Here is a 24,359-nt window from a genome sequence, read left to right as displayed (position 1 = left end):
AAATCCTATATTCTCAGGAGTAAAACGGCCCGTCAGCGGCTGAGCCGGAGGCCGCGCTGTCGTGGGTGAGGATCGGCTGCGGCTGATCATGGGTGAACGGCCGTGGCTTGCCGGCTATCGAAAGACCATCGGCATAAGAAAGGGAGAGCGCCGGACCGCCCGGCGGAGTCAGGACGAGCTGCCGAAGCGCGGGATCGAAGGCAACCTTTGTCTGGCATAAACGTTCGAGGAAGGCCTTGAAGGCATCGCTATTCCCGCTTCCGACGATAGCTGCCCAGCCGCAGAGCGACCCGTAGGAGCGCGCCTCGCGGCCGGCGGTCGGCCCTTCGGTGATCAATTCCAGGCCGTTTGAGGCCCAGAGGGCGGCAAAGCCCCTGCCCGATCGGGCGATCAGCCACTTGTCTTCGACGATGAGATCGTCGAGGCCATCGCGGCCGATATAGGCATGCGTCCACGCATGCCGCGCGTCGCTTGTGTCCTCGATCAGCAGGGCGACATCGCGATGCTGGGCGACACGCGGCAGGATGCCGTTGCCGGCCCAATAGGACGGCCGTTGATTGCCCCAGGGATCGTCCTCGCCGGGATGGTTGACCCAGAGTCGCGCCATCGGATGGCCGGCCAGCCTGATGTCGAGCACGTGCTGCTGGTGACCCTTCCGGCCGGTCTTGTGATCGACCACCGTCGAAAGCTGCGCCGCCTCGTTCTTGAACAGCACGAGCTTTCCGCTCTCGAGCCCCTGGCTGTAACGCGCCTCGACGCTTCTGCCCCTGGGAAGGGCGGCAAGCTCGGTCAGATCGGCGGGCGGCTCATAGCTGCCGGCACAGAACATCGTCAGCGCCGCCACGCCGTTGTTGAGCCAGCCGGTGCCAAAGGCGACCTGGGCAAAGGGTGCAAGCTCGGTCAGCGGTCCGGCGCGCAGCTCCTTGTCGTAGGCGCGGCCCTGCGAGCCGGCCGGTACGCCGGCAAGCGTGTGAAGGGCGATCATGCGGAAGATGAGATCGATCTGGCCGCGGGCGCGATCGGCGATCCCGCGCTCCGCCCAGCGCTCCAGCGCGAGCAGACCGATGAAATCGATCGGGTAATAGGCGGCCGAATTCCATTCCGCCAGGCCGTGGGCCTCGACGCTGTCGAACCAGCGGCCGAGCCGCTCGACGGCGAGTTCTGCCTGTTGCCGTCCCGTCCGCCCGGAGGCCGAGAACACCGCGTCGGGCAGAAGAAGCCCGGCCAGCAGCTGGCTGGTATGGAAGCAGAGCACATGGTTCTCGCTCCAGAACCACATCGCGTCATTGCCCGGCTCGTCGACCCAGTAGCGATAAGAGAGAACGGAACGGCGGATGCGTTCGACGATGGCCTCGGGCATCCGGTCGCCATAGGCGCCGAGCAGCCAGAGGAGCGGCACCATGATGAAGTCCGAGCAATCCTCCCGCGCATCGATCGAGGCAAGCGTCGCGTCAACGATACGATCGAAGCTTTTCGGGTCGTGATGGCCGGTTTCCATCATCGCGATGAGGCGCCCGGCGCGATTGGCGCCAAAGCGGGCGCTGTATTCCAGCGCCTGCCCCTTGCGGGCAGAAAGCGACGTCTCCACCGGCAACGGCGAAAGGCTACTCATGAAGGCGGCATCGATGACGCGGGTGACCGAACCCGGCCCGGAGCCGATCGTCATGTGGACGCCGTGATAACCGTCCGCAATGCCGCAGACTTCCTCGGCGACCAGGCGGCTCTGCTGGGCGCGCAACGTCAGCTTCGAATGGGCGAGAACCGGCCGCTCGTGGCCATGGCCGACGACTTTGAGCTCCACGGGCAGATCGCGCGCGGGCGCGGTATCGAAGACGATCTCCAGCGGTTGATTGACGAAGACGTCTCGGGCCGGGCGCACGCCGCGCGACAGAACTTCCAGTTCGCGCACCTCGTTCTGGTCCAGCGCTACCGGCAGCAGCACCGAGAGCGGTTCGCTGTCCAGCATTTCGAGCTCGAAGAACCAGGTCGTGTCGCGCTCGGCAAGGTCTTCGGTATGGACGAGAACCTCGTTGTCGCCGGCCTCGAGCGTCAGCGCGATCTCGGTTGCGCTCTCGACGTTGCGCCTGAAGGGCTCGAAGCGCGACGCCTCCTGGCCGTTGACCCAGATGCGGACGCCGCCGCAGGTCTTGAGCGCGAGATTGAGCCTGCGCGGGGTATCCGTCCTGAACGTGCCCCTCAGCCATCGCCTGACATGGGTGGGCACATGCCAGAAGCTGGTAAACTCCACGCGGCGGTTTGAACCGGGAAGATAGAGGCTTTCAGTCGGCCAGCACGTGTCCGGCTCCAGCGCCCGCCCGACCATGGTGGACCAGAAGGCCTTGCGGCACGGCAGGTCGCCGACATCGACGAAACCGTTGATGAAGCGGTAGTTGACGCGATCTTCGGCCGGAGCCGGCTCGCCGGGAAAATAGCGCTCGATGAGGGCCGAAACGGCCCATGCCGTGATCGTCTGCCCCTCGGCCACGCCGTACGCTGGCGCCGTGTCGTCCGGCTGCTTGGTGCTTTCCGTTTTCACAGATCGCCTCCTCCGCAATCCTATGAAAATATTTTCATTAGGTTATTTGGGTGCGTGATTTTTGAAAATCGCTCAAAAACATCGCTATTCGTGTAGAAAATAGCTTGACGGAACGAATGTCAAGTATATGAGATTCCCTTAATCGATGGCTGATGCCGCGATTGATGAAAATGTTTTCATGGGAGGATGAAAATGAAAACGTATCTTTCAGGGGCTTTCGCACTGGCGCTGGCCACCGTTTCTTTCGCCTGGTCCAGCGTGGCCATGGCCGAAACCCAGACGATCACCTTTCTCTTCACCGACGACGACCAGGCTTATGTCGAGCGGATGGAAGCGCTGAGCAAGGAATTCGAGACCGCGCATCCCGACATCAAGGTGAACTTCGTCTCGTCGGGTTACGATGCCGTCGCCAAGCAGCTGCCGGTGCAGCTTGCCATCGGAGAAGGTCCTGACGTCGCCAAGATCACCGACTGGCAGCTGGCGCCCTATTACTTGGACATGCGGCCGCTGATGAAGGATCCCGACGGTTTTGCCAAGCTGCACGGCGACAGCCTGAACACCCTTCGTTTCCCCGGCGTCAACGATCCGAATTCGATCAACGGCTACGTCGCCTCGCAGACCTTCAATCTGCCCTTCGTCAACAAGACGCTGTTCGAACAGGCGAAAGAACCGCTTCCGAAGCCGACCGCCACGCTGAAGGACATCGTCGAAGCCTCGGCACGCGTCGCCAAGGCGACCGGCGCCCAGATCCCCTTCACGATGGACCGTTCGGGCCACCGCTTCTCCGGCGCGGCCTTCTCCTACGGCTCCAACTACGTGAAGGACGGCAAGTTCTCCTTCCCCGACGATGCTGCCAAGCGCTACATCACCGATCTCTACAACTGGACGAAGGACGGCTCTTTCCCGAAGGAAATGTGGGGTGCGGCCGGCGGAACCCAGTACAAGAACATGGGTGACGAGTTCGTCAACGGCAATGTCGTGACCTATCTCGCCGGCAACTGGATGGTCAATCCGTTCCAGAAGAAGATCGGCGACGCCTTCGACTGGACGGCGATCAGCGCGCCCTGCGGCGATGCCGGTTGCTATGCGATGCCCGGCGGTACCGCGATCGTCGGCTTCAAGCGCACTAAGTACCCGCAGGCCGTGGCCTCCTTCATCGAGTTCCTCGGTTCCGAAAAGGTTCAGCGTGAGATCGCCGAAAACTACGTCATCCTGACCGGCGCCGACATCAAGGATCCGCAGTACAAGCTCGACAGCCAGAATGCCAAGGACGCCATGGCCGTCTTCCTCGCGGCCCGCAACAGCGCGCCGAAGGCAGCCCGCGACCTCGAACGCCTCAAGGGCTCGTCCGCCATCTATCAGCTCATCGTCCAGCGGATGAGTCAGCTGATCGTCGGCGAACTTTCCCTCGAAGACACCTTCAAGGCGATGAGCGCGGACGTCGACAAGGTCAACGTGGCGCTCGCCGCCAACAAGTAACCGGCCGCGCCTTTCTCCCACAGATTGCGCGCTGCATCAGCCACGACCTCGCAACAGGCCGTGGCTGATCGTTTTTTAGCCCCCGTCTACGCCGCTATAATCCGCAGCGCGATGGTCGGAACGGCCCTTCCTGTCGCAAGGTCGGCCGGCGGCCTGGTGCAACTGCGCCGCGGCAGATCGGCGCGGATGGAACCGATGGTTCTTTGGCGTCGTGACACGGACTTCGCGAGACGCTATAGGCGTTTCGGCCTGCGCGGCGCGCCGGCGTCAGGCTCAACTTACTGAAGCCGGCAAACCGGCGGCAGTCCAGCCCATTGAGGTGCATCTCCATGCCACTCGGCTCTGAGCATCCGCTGCGAAGGGAACTTCACAACGAGCTCCATGCGCGCCCGTCGCTCTACTTCGATGGCGACACCGATGTCTGGCACGTCGCCATCGTCGGCGAGAGTGGCCCTCCTTCGCCGCCCGGTTCCCTGCCGGGATTGGAAGACGTCACCACGACCGGCGAGGGAAACCACGGCATCGGCCGCGTCGGCGACGGCCGGCTCAAATGGGAAGCCCATACCGAGTTCCTCACCCTCACCTTCGTCGTGCCGGCATCGGCCGAACCCGGCAGCAACCCGCCGGAAGCCTTTCGGGCCTGCTGCAGCCAGGTTGGCGGAAAGGTCATCGCCGCCGTGCGCGTGCTGGTCCGTGACGAAAAGGACGGGCGCATCCTGGAAAAGCCCAAGCTCGACTATGTCGCTTCGCGGGTCGGCGGCGGCGACGCGGAGGTGCATTCGAACTTTCGACTGACCGACAGCGGCTTCCTCGAATTCCTGTTCTTCAACCGCAACCTCAACGCCTATCGCACTGGCCGCATGGTCCGGCGTTTCCTGGAAATCGAGACATACCGGATGATGGCGCTACTGGCGTTGCCGATGGCGCGCGAGACCGTGTCGAAGCTTTCCGCCTTTGACCAGCGCCTCGATCTGCTGATCGTCCACATGCAGAGTGCCGTCAAAGTCGACAAGGCGCTGCTGTCCGAGGTGACGAGGCTCTCCTCCGATGTGCTCAACTTCTCGGCACTCGCCCGCCACCGCTTCGGCGCGACGAAAGCCTATGCCGAGATCGTGGCGAGCAGGCTGTCGGAGCTTCGAGAAGAGCGGGTCGAGCAAAGACAAAGGCTCGGCACCTTCATCGACCGGCGCTTCCAACCGGCTGTGCGCTCCGTCTATGCGGCAGAACGGCGCCTCGACGAACTGGCCGAACGCGTCAGCCTGGCCGGAGACCTCCTCAGAACCACCGTGCAGGTTCAGCTTGAAGATCAGAACGCCTCACTGCTGACCTCAATGGAAGAGCGGGCGCGCATCCAGGTGCACATCCAGCAGGCGGTCGAAGGCTTCTCCGTCATCGCCATCACCTACTATACTATCGGCCTGGCGAAGATCTGCCTCGAAAGCATCTCCGCCTTGGGTGTCGATCCGCACGTGACGAAACTCGCCGTTCTCGGAGCCATCCCGTTGGTTCTCTTCGCCGTCTGGACGGCGGTCCGCCACGTTCGCCGAAGCATCGCCGGCGCGCCGCACAATCCGGCGGCCGGAGGCCATTGACGCGACCGCCGCCCTTTGAAGGCGGCAGCGTTCTCTTGGCTGCGTTAGCAGGACGTTACGACGCCATCGCGTAGTATCGCTGGTCCGATGCCCGGCCGTTGCCCGTCTTGAAGCGGCGCAGCAGCTCGGCGAGGCTCTCGGTTTCCTGGGTCAGGCTCTGGGCGGCGGCCGTGGTTTCCTCGACCATCGCGGCGTTCTGCTGCGTGACCTTGTCCATCTGGTCGCCGGCGGCCGAGACCTCGCGCAGGCTGGTCGCCTGCTCGCGGGCGGCGATGGCGATCTCGGCGACGGTCGCGTTCATGGCCGTGACCTGCTCGACGATCTGTTCGAGCGAGAGGCCGGATTCACCCACCAGCTCGACGCCGGTCTTGACCTGTGCCGAGGAGGTGGAGATCAGTTCCTTGATCTCCCGTGCCGCATTGGCGGAACGCTGGGCGAGTTCGCGGACTTCCTGGGCCACGACGGCAAAACCCTTGCCGGCCTCGCCGGCACGCGCCGCCTCGACACCAGCGTTCAGCGCCAGCAGGTTGGTCTGGAAAGCGATCTCGTCGATGACGCTGATGATGTTACCAATCTTGGACGAGGAGTTCTGGATTTCCGTCATCGCGGCGATGGCGCGCGAGACGATCTCGCCGCCCTTTTCGGCATTGGTGCGGGCCGTGGCCACCACAGCCTGGGCGCGGCTGGCGCCCTCCGCCGTTCCGTTGACGCCGCGGGTGACATCGCCCAGCGCCGCGACGGTTTCCTCCAGCGAAGCCGCCTGCTGCTCGGTGCGGCGGGCGAGATCGTTGGAGGCGGTGGAGATTTCCGCAAGGCCGGAGCGGATGGTCGTGACCGCGCGGATGACGGAGTCGATCGCTTCTTCGAGGCTTGCGACCGAGCTGTTGAAGTGATCGCGGATCCTGACATAGCGATGGTCGACTTCACCGACGCGCACGGAGAGGTCGCCCTTCGAGAGCGCATCGAGACCGAGCGAGATCTGCCGGAAGGCATGTTCCATGACCTGCGCGTCGGCAAGCCGCTCGGCTTCCTGGCGCAGCCGCTCTTCTTCGGCGGCGAGACGCGCACGTTCGGCATTGGCCTCGGCGATCAGCTTGGCGCGGCCGGTCTCCTGGAAAACCTTCAGCGAACGCGCCATGGCGCCGAGTTCGTGGCGGTGCTCGACGCCGGTGATCGAAATCCCTTCCTCGCCGCGAGCAAGCTGTTCCATGGACTGCGCCATCCCGCGCACCGCCGAGGAAATCAGCCGGCCGACGAAATAGGAGAGCACGAGGCCGATGACGATCAGCAGGCCGCTGATGACCAGCGTCGTGCTGGTCGCGGAGGAAACCATGGCTTCAACCGAGCCGTCGAGATTCGTCTGGGCGCCGGTCACCGTCGCCTGCAAATCCTTGAACTCGCCCGATATTTTCGGCGCGAGGACACCGAGCTGCGTCTGACGGATATTGCCGGAAGCCTGCAGCACCTCCTTCATGTCGCCTAGACGGGCGGTATAGTTCTGCATGAGCTGGCCGGCGCCCATCAGGCGCTTCTTCTGCAGCTCGTCCTTCGCCGCCTTGGCGGCAGTCTCATTGAGTGTCACCGCTTCGGCAAGCGCCGCCTGGGCCGTATCATAGGCGGTAAAATCCTCGGAATGCACGAAGCGTTCAGAGAAATAGAGGCTGCGGTTCAGGGCCTCCAGCGTCGCCGCCGTCATATACAGCTGGGCGACGTCGTTCTGGCGCCAGGCACTGCGCATGACATCGTTGAGCGCGATGCTGGTCCAGGGGCCGAATTCGGTAACCTTGGAGATCAGCAGGTCGCGGCGGGCCTGAAGGGCGACGATCTGTTCGAAGGCCTTGCCATAGGCGGCAATATCCTGGCGGATCGTCGCCAGGCCCGACTGCAGGTCCTTGTTGCCGGCAAACCGCGGATCGTCGGCCTCGAAGGCCTTCACGCCGGCGCGGAAACTGTCGACGACAGCCTGCGTCGGCGTGGAGCGGAAGGCTTCGGCCGACATCTGGATCTCGTGCAGCTGCTCGCTGTAATCCGAGATGGCGAGGCTCTGGCCGGCCGTGGCGCGATAGGAAGCGAAGATGGCGGCGAGCCCGTTCATGCCCGAGATCGTGCTGACGGTCAGCAGGCTCATCAGCAGGATCAATGGCACGAAACCTGCGGTGATCTGCGCGCGAATGCCGAATTTATTCCAGAAATGCAACATCATAGGCCTCTTATGCTCACTGGCTCTTCGGCAGGTATTGGGCAATGTTCTCAGGGGTGACGAGTTCGAAGGGAACGTTGTTTTCGCGCGGCACCTTCTCCTTGTTGATGAGCTTCATGGCAGCATCGACCGCAGCCGCGCCCTGCCCGACGGCGCTCTGGAGAATGGTCACGTCGAGATCGCCAGCCACCATCGCGGCTAGCGCATCGTCGGTCGCGTCGACCCCGGCGACGACGACATCCTTCATCGGCATGCCGGCCTTCTTCATGGCGCGGATCGCGCCGAGCGCCATCTCGTCATTGTTGGCGATAACGGCGTCGAACTTGACGCCGGCCGCCAGCCATTCCTGCATCTGCTGATCGGCATAATCGCGCGACCAATAGGCCGCTTGCTGCTCGACAATCTCAAGACCTTTGCATTCCGGCGTCGCGATGACATCGGCGATGTCCTGGGTGCGGGTGCGGGCTGCCACATGGAAGACCTCGCCCATCAGCACGACGACGCGGCCCCTGCCCTTGAGGAGAGAGCATACCTGCTTCGTCTCCAGCGTACCGGAGTCTTTCTCATCGGAGGCGACAACAACCTGATTGTCCGGCAAGTCCGAGAGATTGGAGGGCGTGGTGTTGATGTAGATCAGCGGAATGCCGGCATCCGCTGCGATCTTGGTCATTTGCGGCCCGACATCGCCATCAGACAGCATCACGATAATGGCATCGACCTTGTCGGCGACGAACTGCTGAACCTGTTTCTTCTGCAGCTCATTGTCGCCATCGGCATTCGCGGTGACCAGCTTGAGGCCCGATATTGTCTTCCCGTGCGAGACGACGCCGTTCACAAGCATCTGCCTGAACTTGTCGAGATTGGTCATCGAAACCCCGATCGTCTGCGCATTGGCGACAGAGATCGATATCGCCAAGGCGATGGATGCAAGCGTGGCGGTTTTCATGAATTCCCCTGCGCGATTCGGATGTGAACGCGTTATTTCAAATTTTGGTTAAATTTTACTTTTCGACGTGAAGCGAAAGTTAAGCGCGCGGAAAAGCTCTAGCGGCGTCAGAAGCACGTTCTTAGGCGGCATTCGGTCGGACTTGAAGGACATCGAGACGAACTTGATGTGACGCCTTCAAGTCTTTGTTTAACTGAAATTATCTTCCGCCGAAGCCGGAGCTGACGGTGATGCCGCGGTAGATCACCCGCTGCAGCACGATGGCGAGCACGACGCCGGGCAGCATGGAGATCGTCGCGCCCGCCATGATGTAGTTCCAGGCCGTGCCCTGCTGCGTCTGGAACAGGGTGAGCCCGAGCGGCAGTGTCGCCTTGTCGAGACCGCTGGTGGCGATCAGCGGCCAGAGAAAGCTCTTCCACTGGGCGATGAAGGTGAAGAGCGACAGAAGGCCGATGGCCGGCATGGCAAGCGGCACGATGACGGTGACCAGGATGCGCACGCGCGAGGCCCCGTCCATCATCGCCGCCTCGTCGAGATCCTTGGGAATGCCGAGGATGAACTGGCGCAGCAGGAAGGTGCCGAAAGACGAGAAGGCGACCGGCAGGATCATGCCGTGATAGGTATTGATCCAGCCGAGCTTGCTGACGACGAGGAAGAGCGGGATGACCAGCATCACCTGCGGGATCATCAGCGTGCTGAGATAGGTGAGCAGCAGCCCCTCGCGGCCGGGAAACCTGAGCCGGGCGAAGGCGTAGGCGGAAAGGCAGGAGACCACGATCACGATCGCGGTCACGCTGCAGGCGAAGATGAATGAATTCAACAGGAAGGTGCCGAAGGGCAGCGAAACCAGCGCCTCGATGAAAGTGTCCCAATGATATTCCTCGGGCAGGATGCGGACAGGCACGGCCAGCACTTCGGTATTGGAGCGCACCGCATTCGACACCATCCAGAAGAAGGGAAAGAGAAACAGCAGCGCGACCAGCGAAAGGCCGGTATAGCTGACGAAGATGCCGATGCGCCGCAGGAGGCGGCGCCGGCCTGCAGAGACGGAATGCGGATGCCGCAAGATCGGCTCAATCGTCATAATGCACCCATTTGCGCTGCATGTGGAACTGCAGAATGGTAAGCGCCATGATCATCACGAACATCACCCAGGCCAGCGCTGAGGCATAACCCATCTGGAAGTTGGTGAAGCCCTTCTGATAGATGGCAAAGCCGAGCGTGGCGGTTGCCGACCCCGGTCCCCCGCGGGTCATCGCAAAGATTTCGTCGAAGACCTGCAGCGACGTGATGGCGGTCATGACGGTGGCGAAGAACACCGTCGGCGAGATGAGCGGCAGGCGGATGCGCCAGAAGCGCCGCCAGGGACCCGCCCCATCGATCATTGCCGCCTCGAGATAGTGCTTCGGCACCAGATCGAGCGCGGCGTTGAACATCACGACGTTGTAGCCGACATTCGCCCAGAGCGTCACGAGCACGACTGCCTGCATCGCCCAGCTGGAGCTCAGCAGGAAATTCGGCACGCCGAGGCCGAGCGACCGGATGATGCTGTCGGCGAGCCCGTCCGGCGTGAAGATCAGCAGCCACACCACGGAGGCCGCGATCGTCGGGGTGAAGGTTGGCAGGAAGAAGATCACCCGGAAGATCGCCTTGCCGCGCTTGAGGCTCGATATCCACACCGCCAGCGTCAGCGAGACGATGATGTTCACCGCCAGATATTCGACGGCAAAAAACAGCGTGTTTCTCAATATGGTGTAGAAGGCGGGATCGACGGTGAAGAGCTTGATGTAATTCTGGAAGCCGACAAAGGCCGGCGTCGAAATCAGCTGCCAGTTGGTGAAGGAGAGCGCCAGCGACGCCAGGATCGGCAGGGCCATGAAGATCATGAAGCCGAGGAAGCTCGGCAACAGGAACAGCATGGCCGTCTGCGTCTCCGGCTTGAGGAAGCGCCGGGGCTGACCGGACTGCAGGGTGATTTCGGCAACGGCGCTTTCCGACATGTCTTCCTCCATGCGCGGCAATTCCTGCCACGGCGGGCGCATGCGCATTCCTTCGGGCGCACGGGCTCTATTGCTGCGCGAGGCTCTGGATGGTCTCCATCGTCTGCTTGGCGTCGGTGCTGCCGGCGAAGGCCGGCGGGAAATACTGGTTGAACAGGTTTTCCACCGCCGCCCAGTTGTTGGTGATCACATAGGGGATGGAATGCGCCAGGGAATAGTCGATCGCCTCGCCGCCATTGGTGATGTCCTTGGCCGCCACCTTGTACCAGGAGGATTGCGAGGCCGTTCGTGCCGGCAGCGCGCGGCCCTGTTCGGCGAGATATTGCAATGCTTCCGGACTGGTCAGCACCTGGATCGCCTTCCAGGCCGCATCCTTATTCTTGCTCGTGGTGGCGATGCCGAAACCCGAGCCCGCCGTGACGGCCGTAAGCTCCCCATCTGCGCGCGGGAGTGTGGCAGAACCAACCTTGAACTTGACTTTGTCCTTCATGCCGATGATCGACCACGGGCCGTCGACATACATGGCGACATTGCCCGAATAGAACCGGCCCTGGATCACCGTGCCGGCATCGGCGCTCGACGGTACCAGCGGCGCGACCTTGTCCTTGGCGGCAAAGCCGATCACCCTGTCGGCTGCCGACATCGCGCTCGGATTGGTAAGGTCAAGCTCTCCTGAATCGTTGAGATATTTATCGCCCCAGGCCGAGGCCAGCACCGAATAGTTCTGGGGCGTGATGCCGAAGCCGTACTTGCCGTCCTTGGTCAGCTTCTTGGCGGCATCGGTGAATTCGGTGAGCGTCCAGCCCGGCTTCGGTAGCGGAATACCGGCCCCTTCGAGCGCGTCCTGATTATAATAGATGACCCATGGACCGACGTCATAGGGCAGGCCGTAGAGCTGCTTGTCGACGGACATGCCGCCGATGATCGAGGGCGTAAAGGCGCCGACATCGAACTTGTCGGCGGCGATCCGGTCATTCAGCGGCTCCAGCAGCGAATAGAAATTCGGCATGCGCAGCGACTGCATGGAAACGATGTCGGCGAGTTGGCCGGATGCCGCCAGCACCGGCAGCCGGGTCCAGTAGTCGACCCAGCCGGTCGTCGTCAGCGTTACCTTGATATCGGGATATTTGGCGGTCACCATGTCGGCCAGGTGCTGCCAGCCCTTGGTGTCAGCATCCGAGCCGGTCCACATCTGCCAGGTCAGGTTAATCTGCTCGGCCGATGCTGTTGTGGCAAAGAGGCTGCCGCCGATTGCGGCGAGCAAAAGCGTTTTCTTCAGAACCTTCATGGGTTTCTCCTCCCTCCATGACGCAATGAACACGCGGGTGCGACCGAATTCACGCCTTCAGGACGATCTCGATCACCGGGACGGTAACGTCAGGTCGCCGGACCGGCAGTTCGAGCGTAATCATGCCCTCCGGCACCATCACGCCGATATTGGAATCCACTTCCTTCGTCTGGCTGAGCCAGCGCACTTCGCTGGCGTCGTGCAGGAACTGCGCATAGGCGATCCTGTCAGCGAGGCCCTCGATATGAATGTGGCGGTAAGGCCAGTTGTAGACATGCAGATAGAGGCGGTTGCCGCGTTGGGTGTAGCGGCAGCCGGCCGGCACCGGAAATTCGGACGGACCGGCGCCGTAGATCGAACGCCCATTCACTTCCATCCAACTCTGATAGACCTCGAGCGCGGCAATGGCGCGGGCATCGAATGTGCCGCGGCCGGTGGGGCCGACATTCATCAGGAGGTTGCCGCCGAGCGCGACGGAATCGATCAGCAGCTGGATGATCTGCTCCGGGCTCTTCCAGCTGTCCTCGTCGCGGTGATAACCCCAGGAGCCGCTGAAGGTGTGGCAGGCTTCCCAGAGCACGCCCTGGCTGGCGATGGCGGGCGCCACGCGCGGCGTATATTGTTCCGGCGTCGTCACATCGGGCAGCTTGCCCGGCGGTAGGTCGAGACGGTTGTTGACGATGATGTCGGGCTGCAGCTCGCGTACCAGCTCGATCAGCCGCTCGCTCTCCCAGTCCGCGCGCCCCTTGCCGGGAAGGCCGCGATATTCGCGGCCGGGATAGCTGAAATCGAACCAGATGATATCGATGGGGCCGAAGCCGGTCAGAAGCTCGCGCACCTGTTCACGCATATAGGCGGCGTAATTGGCGATGTTGCGCCCTGAATTCAGCGCCTCGGCGTTGGGATGGTTGCGCAGGGGATGGTGGACGTCGATCGGAAAATCGGGATGGTGCCAGTCGAGCAGCGAATAGTAGAAGCCGATCTTCAGCCCCTCGGCGCGGAAAGCCTCGACCAGCGGCGTCAGCAGATCCTTGCCGCAGGGCGTGTTCGGCGCCTTGTAATCGGTGACCTTGCTATCCCACAGGCAGAAGCCTTCGTGGTGCTTGGTCGTCACCACGACATATTTCATGCCGGCGAGCCGGGCACGGCGCGCCCAGGCCTTGGGATCGTAAAGATCCGGATCGAAATTCTCGAAATAGCGCTGGTAGTGATCGTCGCTCAGCTCTTCGCGGTTCTTCAACCACTCATGCCGCGCCCCGAGAGCATAAAGGCCCCAATGGATAAACATGCCAAGGCGATCATGGCTGAACCAAGCGTGCTTGCCCGCTCCTCCCGATACAGGATTTTCCGGCTGGCGTTCCGAACTCGTCACAGGTTTCTCCTCCCTGTTTTTCCGGATCCACTTCATGTCGAACCGGTTCGGCGATTGAACATCGTCCTTGACCCGGCACCTGTCAAGCCGAAATTCGTGAATTGCACAACCGCGAGGTAAACGCACCATAATTGAGCAATCAAGCCAGATATGTTGCAACAGCAAATAAAATCTGACAGAAGAAAGCTTTAGAACCGGTTCGACAGATATGACCACCATACGCGATGTCGCGCGCCTTGCGGGAGTTTCGATCTCGACCGTCTCGCTCGCGCTCAACAGCCCGAAACGGGTCGGCGCCGAGACGCTCGACCGCATTCAGCAGGCGATAAAATCGACCGGCTACCGCATCGATCCGGTGGCCCAGACGCTGGCGCGCGGGCGCAGCTCGCTGATCGGTTTCGTGTCCGCCAATCTCGGCAACATGTTCTTCGGCGACATCCGCCGCGAGATCGAGCACCAGGCGCTCGACCACGGCTATTTCGTGCTGATCGCCGACTCCTCCGGCAGGGCCGATCTCGAACGGGCGCTGCTGGAGCGGCTGCAGGCGCAAAAGATCGCAGGCATTGCTCTGGCGGCCAACGGACGCGGCGAGGAATACGCAACCTTCCTGCGCGACTTCAAGACGCCAATCGTCATGTTCGACCAGAAGGTGGATGGCGCCGCGCGCGATTTCGTCGGCTCGGACAATCCGCTGACGACGACCATCCTGACAGAGCACCTGCTGCAACTCGGCCATCGGCGCATCGCCTTCATCTCCGGCCCGAGCGGCCTGCACACCGCCGACGAGCGCCTGAAAGGTTTTATGGACACGATGGCAGGCGCCGGCGCCGACGTCGATCCGTCACTGGTGGTCGAGGGCGGCTATACCAGGAGCGGCGGCCATACACAGGCGATGCGCCTGCTCACCCGCCGCGACCGCCCGACCGCCATCATCGGCGCCAACAACATGATGGGGCTGGCAACCCTGCAGGTGATGCAGGAAATGGGCTTCCGCTGTCCCGACGACGTCTCGCTGGCAATGGTCGACGACGTGCCCTGGAGCAACGTCATCACACCTCGCATCACCATGGTCGTGCAGGATGCGCAGAAGCTCGGCGAATTGGCCGCCCAGCGCCTGCTGGCCAGGATCGCAAGCCCCGAGGCTGCCGCCGAGCCGCCGCAGGATTTCATCCTGACGCCGAGATTTGTGCGTGGAGAGTCGACAAGGCGGCTATAAGGATTACTACCGATCCTCGCGCGTATGCCAAAGCCGCAATACATAGATTGTCGACTGCTGGATTTCATAACGCATCTCATAACGGCCAACGAGAATGCGGCGGACCTCCTGAGGATCGAACTCTTCGAGCCGCTCGCCGAGACGTGGCTGCTCAATTAGACGAGCGGGGGCTGCCGCCAGCGCCTGCACGGTTCGGGCCGCAGCTCGCCGGTCGATCGGGGAGAGAAAGTCGTATAAGCGAGCGATGTCGGAGACAGCTTTGCTCGTCCACTTGATTTCCATCACCGGAGCAACGAAATCGGCTCGTCACCGTCAAGACTATCGGCCCAGGCTTGAACAGACTGGTGATCGACAACATTGCCGCTATCCACATCGGCTAACGCCTCAAGCGTCAAACGCCGACGCTCCTCTTCCTGGTCGATCCATGCAGTCAGGGCTTGCTTGACGATCCAGCCGCGCGAACGCTCAAGGCGCGATGCAAGCTGATCGACCTTCTGCGCAAGCGGCAATGGAACATGAGCCGTGAGAACTTTGGTCTCCATCAAAAACTCCTCAACACCAATCAATCATAATCATAGCGATTAATTTTGATTATATCCAGCGCCTATACGTCATGAAGCCCGACTGAGACTTCCCAGAAAGGTGACGCGGCATCGAGAGTTGTGAGGTACAATGTCGGATTTTCATCGGCCGGTGAAGCAGCCAAAGCAAAAGCGTCGATCCTTCATCCATTGAAAGACCGCAAGATTTGTCATACATGTGTGATGAATCATAAATTTCGGAGTGCTGCTGGTTCGAACAGCGTCCGGATCGAAGCCGATGCGGGGGTCGAGGCGTGGCTATGCAAGGGAAGGATCGCAGCAGGGGCTCGGGGTCGCTGGTCGCACAGGTCGGCGAAAGCCTCCGGCAGGCGATCCTCAGAGGCCAGTACGCCGCCGGCGATAAGCTTCCGAGCGAGCACGAACTGACGGAAACGCACAGCGTCAGCCGGACCGTGGTGCGCGAGGCGGTGGCTGCCCTTCGCTCCGACGGGCTGGTCGAGGTGCGCCAGGGCGCGGGCATTTTCGTGATCGGCGCCGATCCGGCGCTGTCAGGCAGAAAGGTCGACAAGGCCCGCGTCGCCTCCGATCTGGAAGTGCTCGAAATCCGAACGCCTGTCGAAATCGAGGCGGCGGGACTTGCCGCCTTGCGCCGGTCGCCGGCGCAGGAGGAGGCGATCTTCGAGTGCCACCGGAAAATCCTCCAGCGCATCGAGACGGATCAATCCATCCGCGAGGCGGATCTCGACCTTCATGTCGCCATCGCCGAGGCGACGAACAACCCGCTGTTCAAGCACTTCCTGGAATCGCAGGGAACCGTGATCATCCCGCAGTCGCGGCTCGTTCCGGAAACGAGAACCGCCGAGCAGACCGCCTACCGAAAGCTGATCCACAGGGAACACGAAGCGATCGTCATGGCCATCTCCGACAGGGACGATCAGGCCGCGCGCAACGCCATGCGCGAGCATCTGGTCGGTAGCCAGGCCAGATACCGGAACCTGCTGAAGGATCTTCGGAGCTTTACGAGCTGAGGCGTGCCAGAAGCGCTGCCAGCACTACAGGTTTTCCGGAAATCACCAGCAGCCCACCATCTGAACATGGGCTTGGGGAGCGAAGCTGCTGGCCGGTTTACGCAGCCGCCTTTATTGTGATGGCCATTGCCCAGCGCGCTTCACCGGGATGCATAGCGGATTGTTTACCGCCGACTGCGGCTGAAAGCTAACTGAAAGCTTGGAGGTCATAGGAAAGGGCAGCATCGTGGAGGAGACACGGTCGAAGTGGCGAGACGACGATGCGGGTAAACCACCAGGAGGAGATTTCCATGCGTTCTTCACGCAGCCTTTTTCACACCGTCGCTTTTTCCGCGCTGCTGACCGCGGCATCCTTTGCTGCAACAGCTGCCCACGCAGCCGGCAAGATCACCATCATGGTCGGCGGCTACGAGAAGCAGATCTATCTGCCCGCCAAGCTCGCCGAATCTCTTGGCTATTTCAAGGATGAAGGGCTTGATGTCGAGCTCCTGAACGAAGCCGCCGGCGTCGATGCCGAAAACCAGCTGCTGGCAGGCGCCGTCCAAGGCGTCGTCGGCTTCTATGACCATTGTGTGGACCTGCAGGCCAAGGGCAAGTTCGTCGAATCCATCGTCCAGTTCAGCCAGGCGCCGGGCGAGGTCGAGATGGTTTCGAGCAAACATCCCGAGATCAAGTCGCCGGCCGATTTCAAGGGCAAGAGCCTCGGCGTCACCGGTCTCGGCTCCTCCACCAACTTCCTCACCCTCTTCATGGCCTCCAAGGCCGACCTCAAGCCCGGCGACGTCGTCACCATTCCGGTCGGCGCCGGCGGCACGTTCATCGCCGCGATGCAGCAGGATCAGATCCAGGCCGGCATGACGACGGAGCCGACGATCTCGCGCCTGATCAAGACGGGCGAAGCGAGCGTTCTCGTCGACATGCGCACGGTCGAAGCGACCCGAAAGGCGCTTGGCGGCACCTATCCGGCCGCCTCGCTCTACATGGAAACTTCCTGGGTCGAGGAACATAAGGACGAGGCACAGAAGCTCGCCAATGCCTTCGTCAAGACGCTGAAATACATCAATACGCATTCCGCCGCCGAGATCGCGGACAAGATGCCGAAGGACTTCTACGTCGGCGACAAGGATGGCTACGTCAAGGCTCTCGACGAGGGCAAGGGCATGTTCACGCCCGATGGCGTGATGCCGGAGGACGGCCCGAAGACCGTGCTTGCCGTGCTCTCGGAGTTCTCCAAGAACGTCAAGGGCAAACAGATCGACCTTTCCAAGACCTACACGACCGAGTTCGTCAAGAACGTCAAGTGAGGCCGTCGCGCCGCTTCCAGCTCCTGAGCGGAAGCGGCGTCCGTTCGATCATGGGCATTGCGTGCGCGCCCTTAAGCACGCCTTCAGGTATCACCATGCAACAGGACACCAAACAGATCCCCGCGATCGAGCTGATCAACGTCAGCCGACGTTTCGTCTCGCCGACCGGAAAGTCGCTGACTGCGCTTCGCGATTTCAACATGACGGTCGCCCGCGGCGAGTTCGTCGCCGTCGTCGGCCCGACCGGCTGCGGCAAGTCGACGACGCTCAATCTCGTGACGGGCCTCGCACGCCCGAGCGCCGGCGAAGTCCGCCTGATGGGCGGGCCGATCACCGGCATCGATCCGCGTGTCGGCTTTGCATTCCAGACCGACGCGCTCTTTCCCTGGAAAAACGTGATCGAAAACGTCATGGCCGGCCCGCTGTTCCGCGGCAAGTCCCGCGCCGAGGCGGAACAGAGCGCCCGCGATTGGCTGGCGCGCGTCGGCCTGTCGAAATTTCTGCACCATTATCCCCATCAGCTTTCCGGCGGCATGCGTAAGCGCGTCTCGCTGGCGCAGACCTTCATTAACGAACCTGAAATCCTGCTGATGGACGAGCCCTTCTCGGCGCTCGACGTGCAGACCCGCACGGTCATGCACGAAGAACTTCTGAAACTCTGGGCCGAGCGCAAAGCCTCGGTGGTGTTCGTCACCCACGACCTCGAAGAAGCAGTCGCCCTTGCCGACAAGGTCTATGTGCTGACCGCCGGCCCCGCCACGGTGAAATCGGTCTATCCGATCGACCTACCCCGCCCGCGCGTCGTGTCGGAGATCCGCTACGAGCAGAGCTTCATCGACTACTGCAAGACGATCTGGGAGGATCTCCGCGAAGAGGTCGAGACCAGCTACCGCCGCGCAAGCGAAGCGGCCTGACGGAGGATACCATGGCACACGTCACATTCGAGGCCGGCTCGGCCACCCTGTTTCGCCCGGGCACATCAGATGCCGAGATCGAAGCCTCCGCGCTGAAAGCAATACGCCGGCGCAACACGCTGGTGCGCTTCTGGCAGATCGCCATCCTGGTCTTCGTGATCGGCATGTGGGAGCTCTCCTCCAGCATGAACTGGATCGACCCGTTCTTCTATTCGAGCCCGAGCGGCGTGCTTGAGCGGCTTTACGAATGGGCGACCGAAGGTACCACCGAAGGATCGCTCTGGTATAATCTGTGGGTGACGATGGAAGAGGCGCTGATCGGCTTCTTTGCGGGCTCGATCACCGGCGTCTTCGTCGGCATCGGGCTTGGCCGCAACCGCTTCCTCTCCGACATTTTCTCCGTCTACATCAAGGCGATCAACTCGATCCCGCGCGTCGTCTTGGCCCCGATCTTCATCATGATCATGGGTCTCGGCCTGCCGTCCAAGGTGGCGCTCGCCTTCATCATGGTGTTCTTCGTCGTCTTCGCCAACGCCTTCCAGGGTGTGCGCGAAGCCGACCGCAACATGATCGCCAATGCCCGCATTCTCGGCGCTTCCGACTGGCAGGTGACGCGCACGGTGGTCATTCCCTCGGCAATGAGCTGGATCTTCGCCAGTCTTCACGTCTCCTTCGGCTTTGCTATCATCGGCGCGATCGTCGGCGAATTCGTCGGCGCCCGCTTCGGCATCGGCCAGCTGATCTCGATCGCGAAGGGTACCTTCGACGCGGCCGGCATGTTTGCGGCCATCCTGCTCGTCATGGTCGTCACGCTCGTTGCCGAATACATCATGACGCTGGTCGAGAACCGCCTGGCGAAATGGCGGCCGCAGCAGCACCTCGACACGCAGTAACCAGATCGGCCTCCCTCCCAAGGCGGATCGAAGCGAAGGCCGGGCTCGACGCCCGGCCTTCATTCGTTTGATGCGTTTCCGGTTCAAGCAAGCGGAAGCCGCACGGTCACGACGAGACCGCCGCCTACGGCATCACCCAGCGACACTGAACCTCCGGCCCCTTCGACAACCTCGCGAACGATGGCAAGCCCGAGACCACTTCCCTCGCTTTCGGTTCCGATGATTCGATAGAAGCGCTCAAATACTTGGTCGCGCTCGCTCACGGGAATGCCCGGCCCGTTGTCCTCCACGGTGACGACGGCATTGTCGCCCTCCTGCCTGATCGAGACCGTCACCCGTCCGTCCGCTTGGCTGTAGCGGATGGCGTTGTCGATGAGGTTTACCAGCATCTCGCGCAGCATCGTGCCGTCGCCCTCGACGATGACGGGTCGGTCCGCTTCGAGCCCGACGTCGATGTTGCGCCGGAGCGCCTCTTCGGCATGCGCCTCCAGGATCTCACGGGCAGCCTTGCTGAGGTCGGTCGCATCGCTGCGCGGGCGCCGGCTTCCCGGCTCGGCCCGCGACAGCGTCAGAAGCTGACTGGCGAGGCGCGAAATCTGCCGCGTGCTGGTCCGCAGCGCGGCAAGCGCCTCGTCGCGGCGGGCCGCATCCTCTTCGCGCGCCGCCACACTTGCCTGCGTCGAAATCAGCGCCAGTGGCGTTCTGAGCTGATGCGCGGCGTTCGATACGAACCGTCGCTGCGCCGCCATCTGGCTCTGGACACGCTCCATGTGGTCGTTCAGCGCATGGACGAGCGGCTGCAGCTCGCTCTGCACCATTTCGGGCGGCAGGGGATCAAGACGGTTGCGGCCGCGCTGGCGCACAGCGTCCCGCAGTCTCAGAGCCGGCGCCAGGCCCCGTTGAAGGCCGAGGATGGTCACCAGACTTGCGACGAAGACGAGCACGAACTGCTTGGAAAAGTCCGACAGCCACAATTGCCGCCGCATCGCATACTGGCTGTTGTGGGTAACGGCGACGGTCACGGAGATCGCGCCATCGCCGGAAAGGCCGACGACGGGATGGTCGAGCATCAGAACGCGCACGTCAGCGCCGTGAAAGGCGCGATCCTCGCCGGTCCGCTGGCTGGCCGGCAGCGGCAGGTCGGGAAAGCCGCTGACCAGACTGCCCCAGACAGTGATGACCTGGTAAAAGACCCGGTCGCCGAAGCCGGTATCGAACATCTCGAGCGCAGCCGGCGGCACGTCCACCTGGACATTGCCGCCTTCATCGACACGGACGGCCTCGGCGATAACGCGGGCCGAGGCCAGAAGCGTTCGATCCGTCACCAGCTTTGCCGTGGCATCCGCCGTCCAGAAACTGTCGTAAAGATTGAAACCGATCGCGCCGAGCAGGGTCAGCAGCACCCAGCAAAGCAGCTGCACGCGCAGGCTCCGGCTGAGCCGCGCGATCGTCGCGCCGATTCTGGGGCCGACGCTACTGGACATGTCTGAGGAGATAGCCGAGCCCCCGCAGTGTCGCGATCTGAACCGAACTGTTCTCGAGCTTCTTTCGCAGCCTGTGGATGTAGATTTCGATGGCGCTTGGATCCGCCTCGTCGTCGAAGCCGAAGACGCTTTCGGAAAGGGCGGTCTTCGAAACCGTGGTACCCAACTTCATGACGAGCTGCTCGAGAACGGCATATTCCCGCGGCGTCAGCTGCAGCGGCTCGCCTGCGACGAAAAATTGCCGCGTCCCACCGGAAAAAAGCAAGTCTCCAACCGTGATTTCCGAAGATGCGCGGTCCTGTCCGCGGCGCACCACCGCCCGGATCCTGGCTTCGAGCTCGGCGATTTCGAAGGGCTTGGCGAGATAGTCGTCGGCGCCGCTGTCGAGACCCGCCACGCGGCCGTCCAGGCTCGCATTCGCCGTCAGGATGATAACAGGCAGTTTGCTGCCGGATTGTCTCAGCCGCTTTAAAAGCGTCAATCCGTCGAGCTTGGGCAGCGCAAGGTCGAGGATCATCGCCGAATACTCGGCGACCTTCAGCATATGCTCGGCATCCTCACCATCATGGGCGATGTCGATGGCGTATTGCGCCTGCCGCAGGGCTTTGCCCAGCCAGGCCGCCAGATCCTTGTTGTCCTCCACCACGAGCAGTCGCATCCGATCCCCTTAGCACGTGCGGACGGGCTAGCGGAAGCGACCCGTTGCCACCGCTGACGAGCACATTCAAGCTGATCAGGAGAGGCTTATATCTAGGCCTGCTCGTCAGCCGCTGTAACGGCGACGACGTTCCGATCGCCGGCGCCCGGCGCCTCGGTTCCCCAGATTTCGATCTGCGTCAGCGCCGGAAAGGGCGAGACATCCTCGGCCTTGATCAGGCCATGCAGTTCGACCCATTCGACGATGCAAGGCTCGATCGGGAAGCCCTGCGCGGCGCCTGACTTGGCCAGCGGGAAGGAAAAGCTTTTGCCGCTCGAGAAGGTGACGCTTGCCTCTTCCCACCAGGAATCATGCGGAAAATCGGCGCGAAGGTAGAAGACAATCTCGTCTATCCGCACGGGCCTGCCAAACTCCACCGTCAGCGCCGCTTGCGGATCGCGATTGATGCCCCAGCTCGTATATGGCCAGAAGCCGTGATCGTCATTGGCCTTTTCGCCGTCGATGGCGTTCCTGGCGGCAAAGACCGCTTCGCCCCGGGTTTCGACATTGGCGCGTGCGTGCGGAAACAGCGTGCGATTGGCGTGACCATCCCAGGGGTTGAGCGCCAGATTGCGCCGATGCGCGACCTCCCCGGACCGCGCCCTGCGCACCGACAGCCGATGCATATCGCCTTTGAAGGCATTCGGCGAATATGGCCGGCGCTTGTCGCCGAACGGCACGGCAAGCGAATAGGAACACTCCTTCATATAGACCAGGCTGGGCTGAATCGCGCTGTCCAGCGCGAGGAAGACGTGTCCTGGGTCGGAGGCCTCAACGACCACCTGCTCGCCCTCGCGATAGCTTTGGCGATAGACCAGGAAAGTCTCTTCCTGCCCTGTGGAGCTTGCCAGGACGAACCCATCGGCGTCCACGATCTTCAGCGTCAATTCCATGCTCGCCCTCCTCAAAGCATGCGGCCGAAAAGCGTGAGCGATATTCGGCATCATGCTCTCACCATTTAATTTATTCGCAATTTCAGGAGCCTGCCGGCAAACGGCAGACGCAGCCTATAAAGCTTCTCGGGCCAGGCCGTTCTCAGCCTGGCGTCATTCACCTCGATCTCGTCGATTTCGATCGTACCGGCGCCGTCCACGACAATGCTGCCGAGGTCTGCGAGATCGATCCTCTGGGCGGTGACGGTCGGCGCCAGGCACGTCATCAGCGACAGCACCGCCGATCGATCTCCGTCATAAGCATCGACAATCTCCACACAGCGGCCGCGCAACAGGGAGACGGTGCGGCGATAGCTGCGCAGCTGTGCTTCCGCGGGATAGGCGCCGGATATTTCCAGAGATGCGCGCGCACTTTCCTCGCCGAATTCGACTTCGACATCCCTTGCGCCGAAGGTTTCACCGGCGGACTGCATGACACCTTCGAATGTCGGCAGGTTGTGATAGGCCGACTGCATCGTCCAGATCTCGTAGCGCTGCGGGGAGAAGGTCATGGCCGTATAGGTCTCGACGCCGACATCGATCAGCAGCGGGCGTCCGTTCTTGTAGAGCGTCACACTGCCGACATCGTTGTGATTGTGGCCCTCGCCATTGTTGCCGCCCTTGACCGCAAGCGAAAACTGCTCGTCGCGAGCGATGAACAGGCCGATGCCGGGGTAGAAAATATCACCCTGGAGCGCCGGTTTCGCTTCGGTCCGGCGGATCCGATGACCGACCAGCAACTCCTGCACGCGGTACCAGAGATTCCATTCCTCCGGCAAATGCGGGCGTTCGGCCGCCGCCCTATCGGTCGCCGCGAAGTCCGCCAGCATCGGCGAACCGACCGCTTTTCCAAACAAGTACTCGCGCGCGCTGCAGGGTTCGACGACGGCGGAGGAATCCGCGAAGTTGAAATAATGGCGACCGGCCACATGCATGTTTGCGATGTACTCGGCCATGTTGCGGATCTTCGGCTGCTGCCAGATCCCGGCAAACGCGCCCGGCGCCACGCTGTCGAGAATGGTCACGGCGCCGTGGAGGCAGAGAGCGGCGTGGCGGTAGTAAAGCACACCTTCTTCACAAGCCCCATCCTCGGCATAGTCCTTCAGGAAGGCGTCGAGGCTGGCGAGCGCCGTCTCGACGACCGCCCGGCGCGTCGCCTGATCGGTGTGCAGGGAGAAGGTCGCCAGCAGGACGTTCTGGGTAATCCAGGCCGTCCAATTGTTCATCCGCTCACTGCCCCGCCCCATCCACCAGAAATGCCGGCCGAGATAGGGCCGGAGAATGCGGCTCTCGATCTCGCGCCGCACCCGTGCCGTAACCTCCGGGCTGAGGTCGTCGAGCGCTGTGCCCAGCAGGGCGACGATCGTGGCGAGCAGCGCCGCCGTTTCGGCGGCGAAGAGATCAATGACGGGCTGCGAATTGTCGGGAAGCGGCAGCCGCGCGCCACTGCGTTCATAGGCATTGTGGGCCGGAAGCTGCCAGCCGCTCTCCTCCGCTATCAGGAAGATGCCGTCGACGATGTCAGGCAGAAACCGCCCGCCCCCCTCGACGAGTTCGCCCAGCACCAGATCGTTGAGCATCCGCCGCCGGGTGAAATAAAGTTCCTCAAAACGAGAGCGGTTGCCGGTCGCAGTATATTCCCGGTAATCGGAAGCCGTAATCAGAGGCCAGGCGCGCGCAACCGCAGCCTCGGCATCGCAAAGAACGGCATCGCGCGTCGCCGGCGGCACCGCACTCCAGCGCTCACGATCGGAACGCACCGCTCCGGGCATGAAGTCGCCCAGAATGTCAGGCAGCCCCCCTGAAATCTCGCTGAACATGTTCCTCCCTGCGCCGGAAAGCTGCGACGAGCCTCTGATCTTTATGTCCACCTATCATATGTTTTTGCCACTTGCCATAAAATTTGTATGATCTATTCATAACTTGTTTGACCACT

The 24,359-nt window shown here is 62.2% G+C and carries 20 protein-coding genes; 7 read left to right on the top strand and 13 right to left on the bottom strand.

Annotation, left to right across the window (positions count from 1 at the left end; all coding sequences use genetic code 11):
* Positions 1 to 13 precede the first annotated feature (13 nt).
* Complete coding sequence (locus AMC88_RS28900) at positions 14 to 2,536, bottom strand: hypothetical protein (RefSeq protein ID WP_064829586.1); 2,523 nt, start codon at positions 2,534 to 2,536, stop codon at positions 14 to 16.
* 192 nt (positions 2,537 to 2,728) lie between these two features.
* Between AMC88_RS28900 and AMC88_RS28895 the strand changes: the two genes are divergently transcribed.
* Complete coding sequence (locus tag AMC88_RS28895) at positions 2,729 to 4,015, top strand: ABC transporter substrate-binding protein (protein ID WP_064829587.1); 1,287 nt, start codon at positions 2,729 to 2,731, stop codon at positions 4,013 to 4,015.
* 329 nt (positions 4,016 to 4,344) lie between these two features.
* Positions 4,345 to 5,607, top strand: a complete 1,263-nt coding sequence (locus tag AMC88_RS28890; RefSeq protein WP_064820309.1) for a DUF3422 domain-containing protein — start codon at positions 4,345 to 4,347, stop codon at positions 5,605 to 5,607.
* Between the two features lie 55 nt (positions 5,608 to 5,662).
* Here the strand turns inward: AMC88_RS28890 and AMC88_RS28885 are convergent, their stop codons facing one another.
* The 6 genes from AMC88_RS28885 to AMC88_RS28860 form a co-directional block, all read right to left on the bottom strand.
* On the bottom strand, positions 5,663 to 7,807 hold the full coding sequence (locus tag AMC88_RS28885) for a methyl-accepting chemotaxis protein (protein ID WP_064830319.1): 2,145 nt from the start codon (positions 7,805 to 7,807) through the stop codon (positions 5,663 to 5,665).
* A 16-nt stretch (positions 7,808 to 7,823) separates the two neighbouring features.
* The gene (locus AMC88_RS28880; RefSeq protein ID WP_016735846.1) at positions 7,824 to 8,753 is read right to left on the bottom strand and encodes a substrate-binding domain-containing protein; all 930 of its coding nucleotides are present in this window, start codon (positions 8,751 to 8,753) and stop codon (positions 7,824 to 7,826) included.
* Between the two features lie 199 nt (positions 8,754 to 8,952).
* A complete protein-coding gene (locus tag AMC88_RS28875; RefSeq protein WP_064829588.1) occupies positions 8,953 to 9,837 on the bottom strand; it encodes a carbohydrate ABC transporter permease in 885 nt (294 codons plus the stop codon).
* A complete protein-coding gene (locus tag AMC88_RS28870; protein ID WP_029531794.1) occupies positions 9,827 to 10,753 on the bottom strand; it encodes a carbohydrate ABC transporter permease in 927 nt (308 codons plus the stop codon). The genes AMC88_RS28875 and AMC88_RS28870 overlap by 11 nt, the downstream gene beginning before the upstream one ends.
* Before the next feature lie 67 nt (positions 10,754 to 10,820).
* The gene (locus AMC88_RS28865) at positions 10,821 to 12,041 is read right to left on the bottom strand and encodes an ABC transporter substrate-binding protein (RefSeq protein WP_037145720.1); all 1,221 of its coding nucleotides are present in this window, start codon (positions 12,039 to 12,041) and stop codon (positions 10,821 to 10,823) included.
* A gap of 49 nt (positions 12,042 to 12,090) precedes the next feature.
* The gene (locus AMC88_RS28860) at positions 12,091 to 13,413 is read right to left on the bottom strand and encodes an alpha-L-fucosidase (protein WP_064826428.1); all 1,323 of its coding nucleotides are present in this window, start codon (positions 13,411 to 13,413) and stop codon (positions 12,091 to 12,093) included.
* A gap of 208 nt (positions 13,414 to 13,621) precedes the next feature.
* Here AMC88_RS28860 and AMC88_RS28855 point away from each other — a divergent pair, with 208 nt between their 5' ends.
* Entirely contained in the window at positions 13,622 to 14,629 is a 1,008-nt protein-coding gene (locus AMC88_RS28855) for a LacI family DNA-binding transcriptional regulator (protein WP_004677397.1), read from the top strand.
* A gap of 6 nt (positions 14,630 to 14,635) precedes the next feature.
* Here the strand turns inward: AMC88_RS28855 and AMC88_RS28850 are convergent, their stop codons facing one another.
* Together AMC88_RS28850 and AMC88_RS28845 are read right to left on the bottom strand one after the other, a co-directional pair.
* Entirely contained in the window at positions 14,636 to 14,911 is a 276-nt protein-coding gene (locus tag AMC88_RS28850; protein WP_012490004.1) for a type II toxin-antitoxin system RelE/ParE family toxin, read from the bottom strand.
* A complete protein-coding gene (locus AMC88_RS28845; RefSeq protein WP_004677393.1) occupies positions 14,911 to 15,171 on the bottom strand; it encodes a CopG family ribbon-helix-helix protein in 261 nt (86 codons plus the stop codon). The genes AMC88_RS28850 and AMC88_RS28845 overlap by 1 nt, the downstream gene beginning before the upstream one ends.
* Before the next feature lie 299 nt (positions 15,172 to 15,470).
* On the opposite strand from AMC88_RS28845, the gene AMC88_RS28840 reads away from it, so the two are divergent.
* The 4 genes from AMC88_RS28840 (at position 15,471) to AMC88_RS28825 (ending at position 19,310) form a co-directional block, all read left to right on the top strand.
* Entirely contained in the window at positions 15,471 to 16,199 is a 729-nt protein-coding gene (locus AMC88_RS28840; RefSeq protein WP_004677391.1) for a FadR/GntR family transcriptional regulator, read from the top strand.
* A 290-nt stretch (positions 16,200 to 16,489) separates the two neighbouring features.
* Entirely contained in the window at positions 16,490 to 17,503 is a 1,014-nt protein-coding gene (locus tag AMC88_RS28835; RefSeq protein WP_016735851.1) for an ABC transporter substrate-binding protein, read from the top strand.
* A 50-nt stretch (positions 17,504 to 17,553) separates the two neighbouring features.
* Positions 17,554 to 18,417: an ABC transporter ATP-binding protein gene (locus AMC88_RS28830; protein WP_012490007.1), complete on the top strand. Its 864-nt coding sequence runs from the start codon at positions 17,554 to 17,556 to the stop codon at positions 18,415 to 18,417.
* A gap of 11 nt (positions 18,418 to 18,428) precedes the next feature.
* Positions 18,429 to 19,310: an ABC transporter permease gene (locus tag AMC88_RS28825; RefSeq protein ID WP_012490008.1), complete on the top strand. Its 882-nt coding sequence runs from the start codon at positions 18,429 to 18,431 to the stop codon at positions 19,308 to 19,310.
* An 83-nt stretch (positions 19,311 to 19,393) separates the two neighbouring features.
* Here the strand turns inward: AMC88_RS28825 and AMC88_RS28820 are convergent, their stop codons facing one another.
* The 4 genes from AMC88_RS28820 to AMC88_RS28805 all read right to left on the bottom strand — a co-directional run bounded on the left by AMC88_RS28820 (position 19,394) and on the right by AMC88_RS28805 (position 24,243).
* Positions 19,394 to 20,794, bottom strand: coding sequence for a sensor histidine kinase (locus AMC88_RS28820; protein WP_064829591.1), 1,401 nt, complete (start codon positions 20,792 to 20,794; stop codon positions 19,394 to 19,396).
* Positions 20,784 to 21,452 (bottom strand): response regulator, encoded by a 669-nt coding sequence (locus AMC88_RS28815; RefSeq protein WP_004678873.1) that lies wholly within the window; start codon positions 21,450 to 21,452, stop codon positions 20,784 to 20,786. Before AMC88_RS28815 ends, AMC88_RS28820 begins: the two co-directional genes overlap by 11 nt.
* Before the next feature lie 92 nt (positions 21,453 to 21,544).
* Positions 21,545 to 22,384, bottom strand: coding sequence for a carbohydrate-binding protein (locus AMC88_RS28810; protein WP_037117817.1), 840 nt, complete (start codon positions 22,382 to 22,384; stop codon positions 21,545 to 21,547).
* 65 nt (positions 22,385 to 22,449) lie between these two features.
* Complete coding sequence (locus AMC88_RS28805) at positions 22,450 to 24,243, bottom strand: heparinase II/III domain-containing protein (protein ID WP_064829592.1); 1,794 nt, start codon at positions 24,241 to 24,243, stop codon at positions 22,450 to 22,452.
* Positions 24,244 to 24,359: the final 116 nt, after the last annotated feature.

Origin of the sequence: Rhizobium phaseoli (assembly GCF_001664385.1) — a bacterium.
In the GTDB taxonomy this organism is placed as follows: Bacteria; Pseudomonadota; Alphaproteobacteria; order Rhizobiales; family Rhizobiaceae; genus Rhizobium; species Rhizobium phaseoli.
This window is presented reverse-complemented; position numbering and strand designations above follow the sequence as displayed.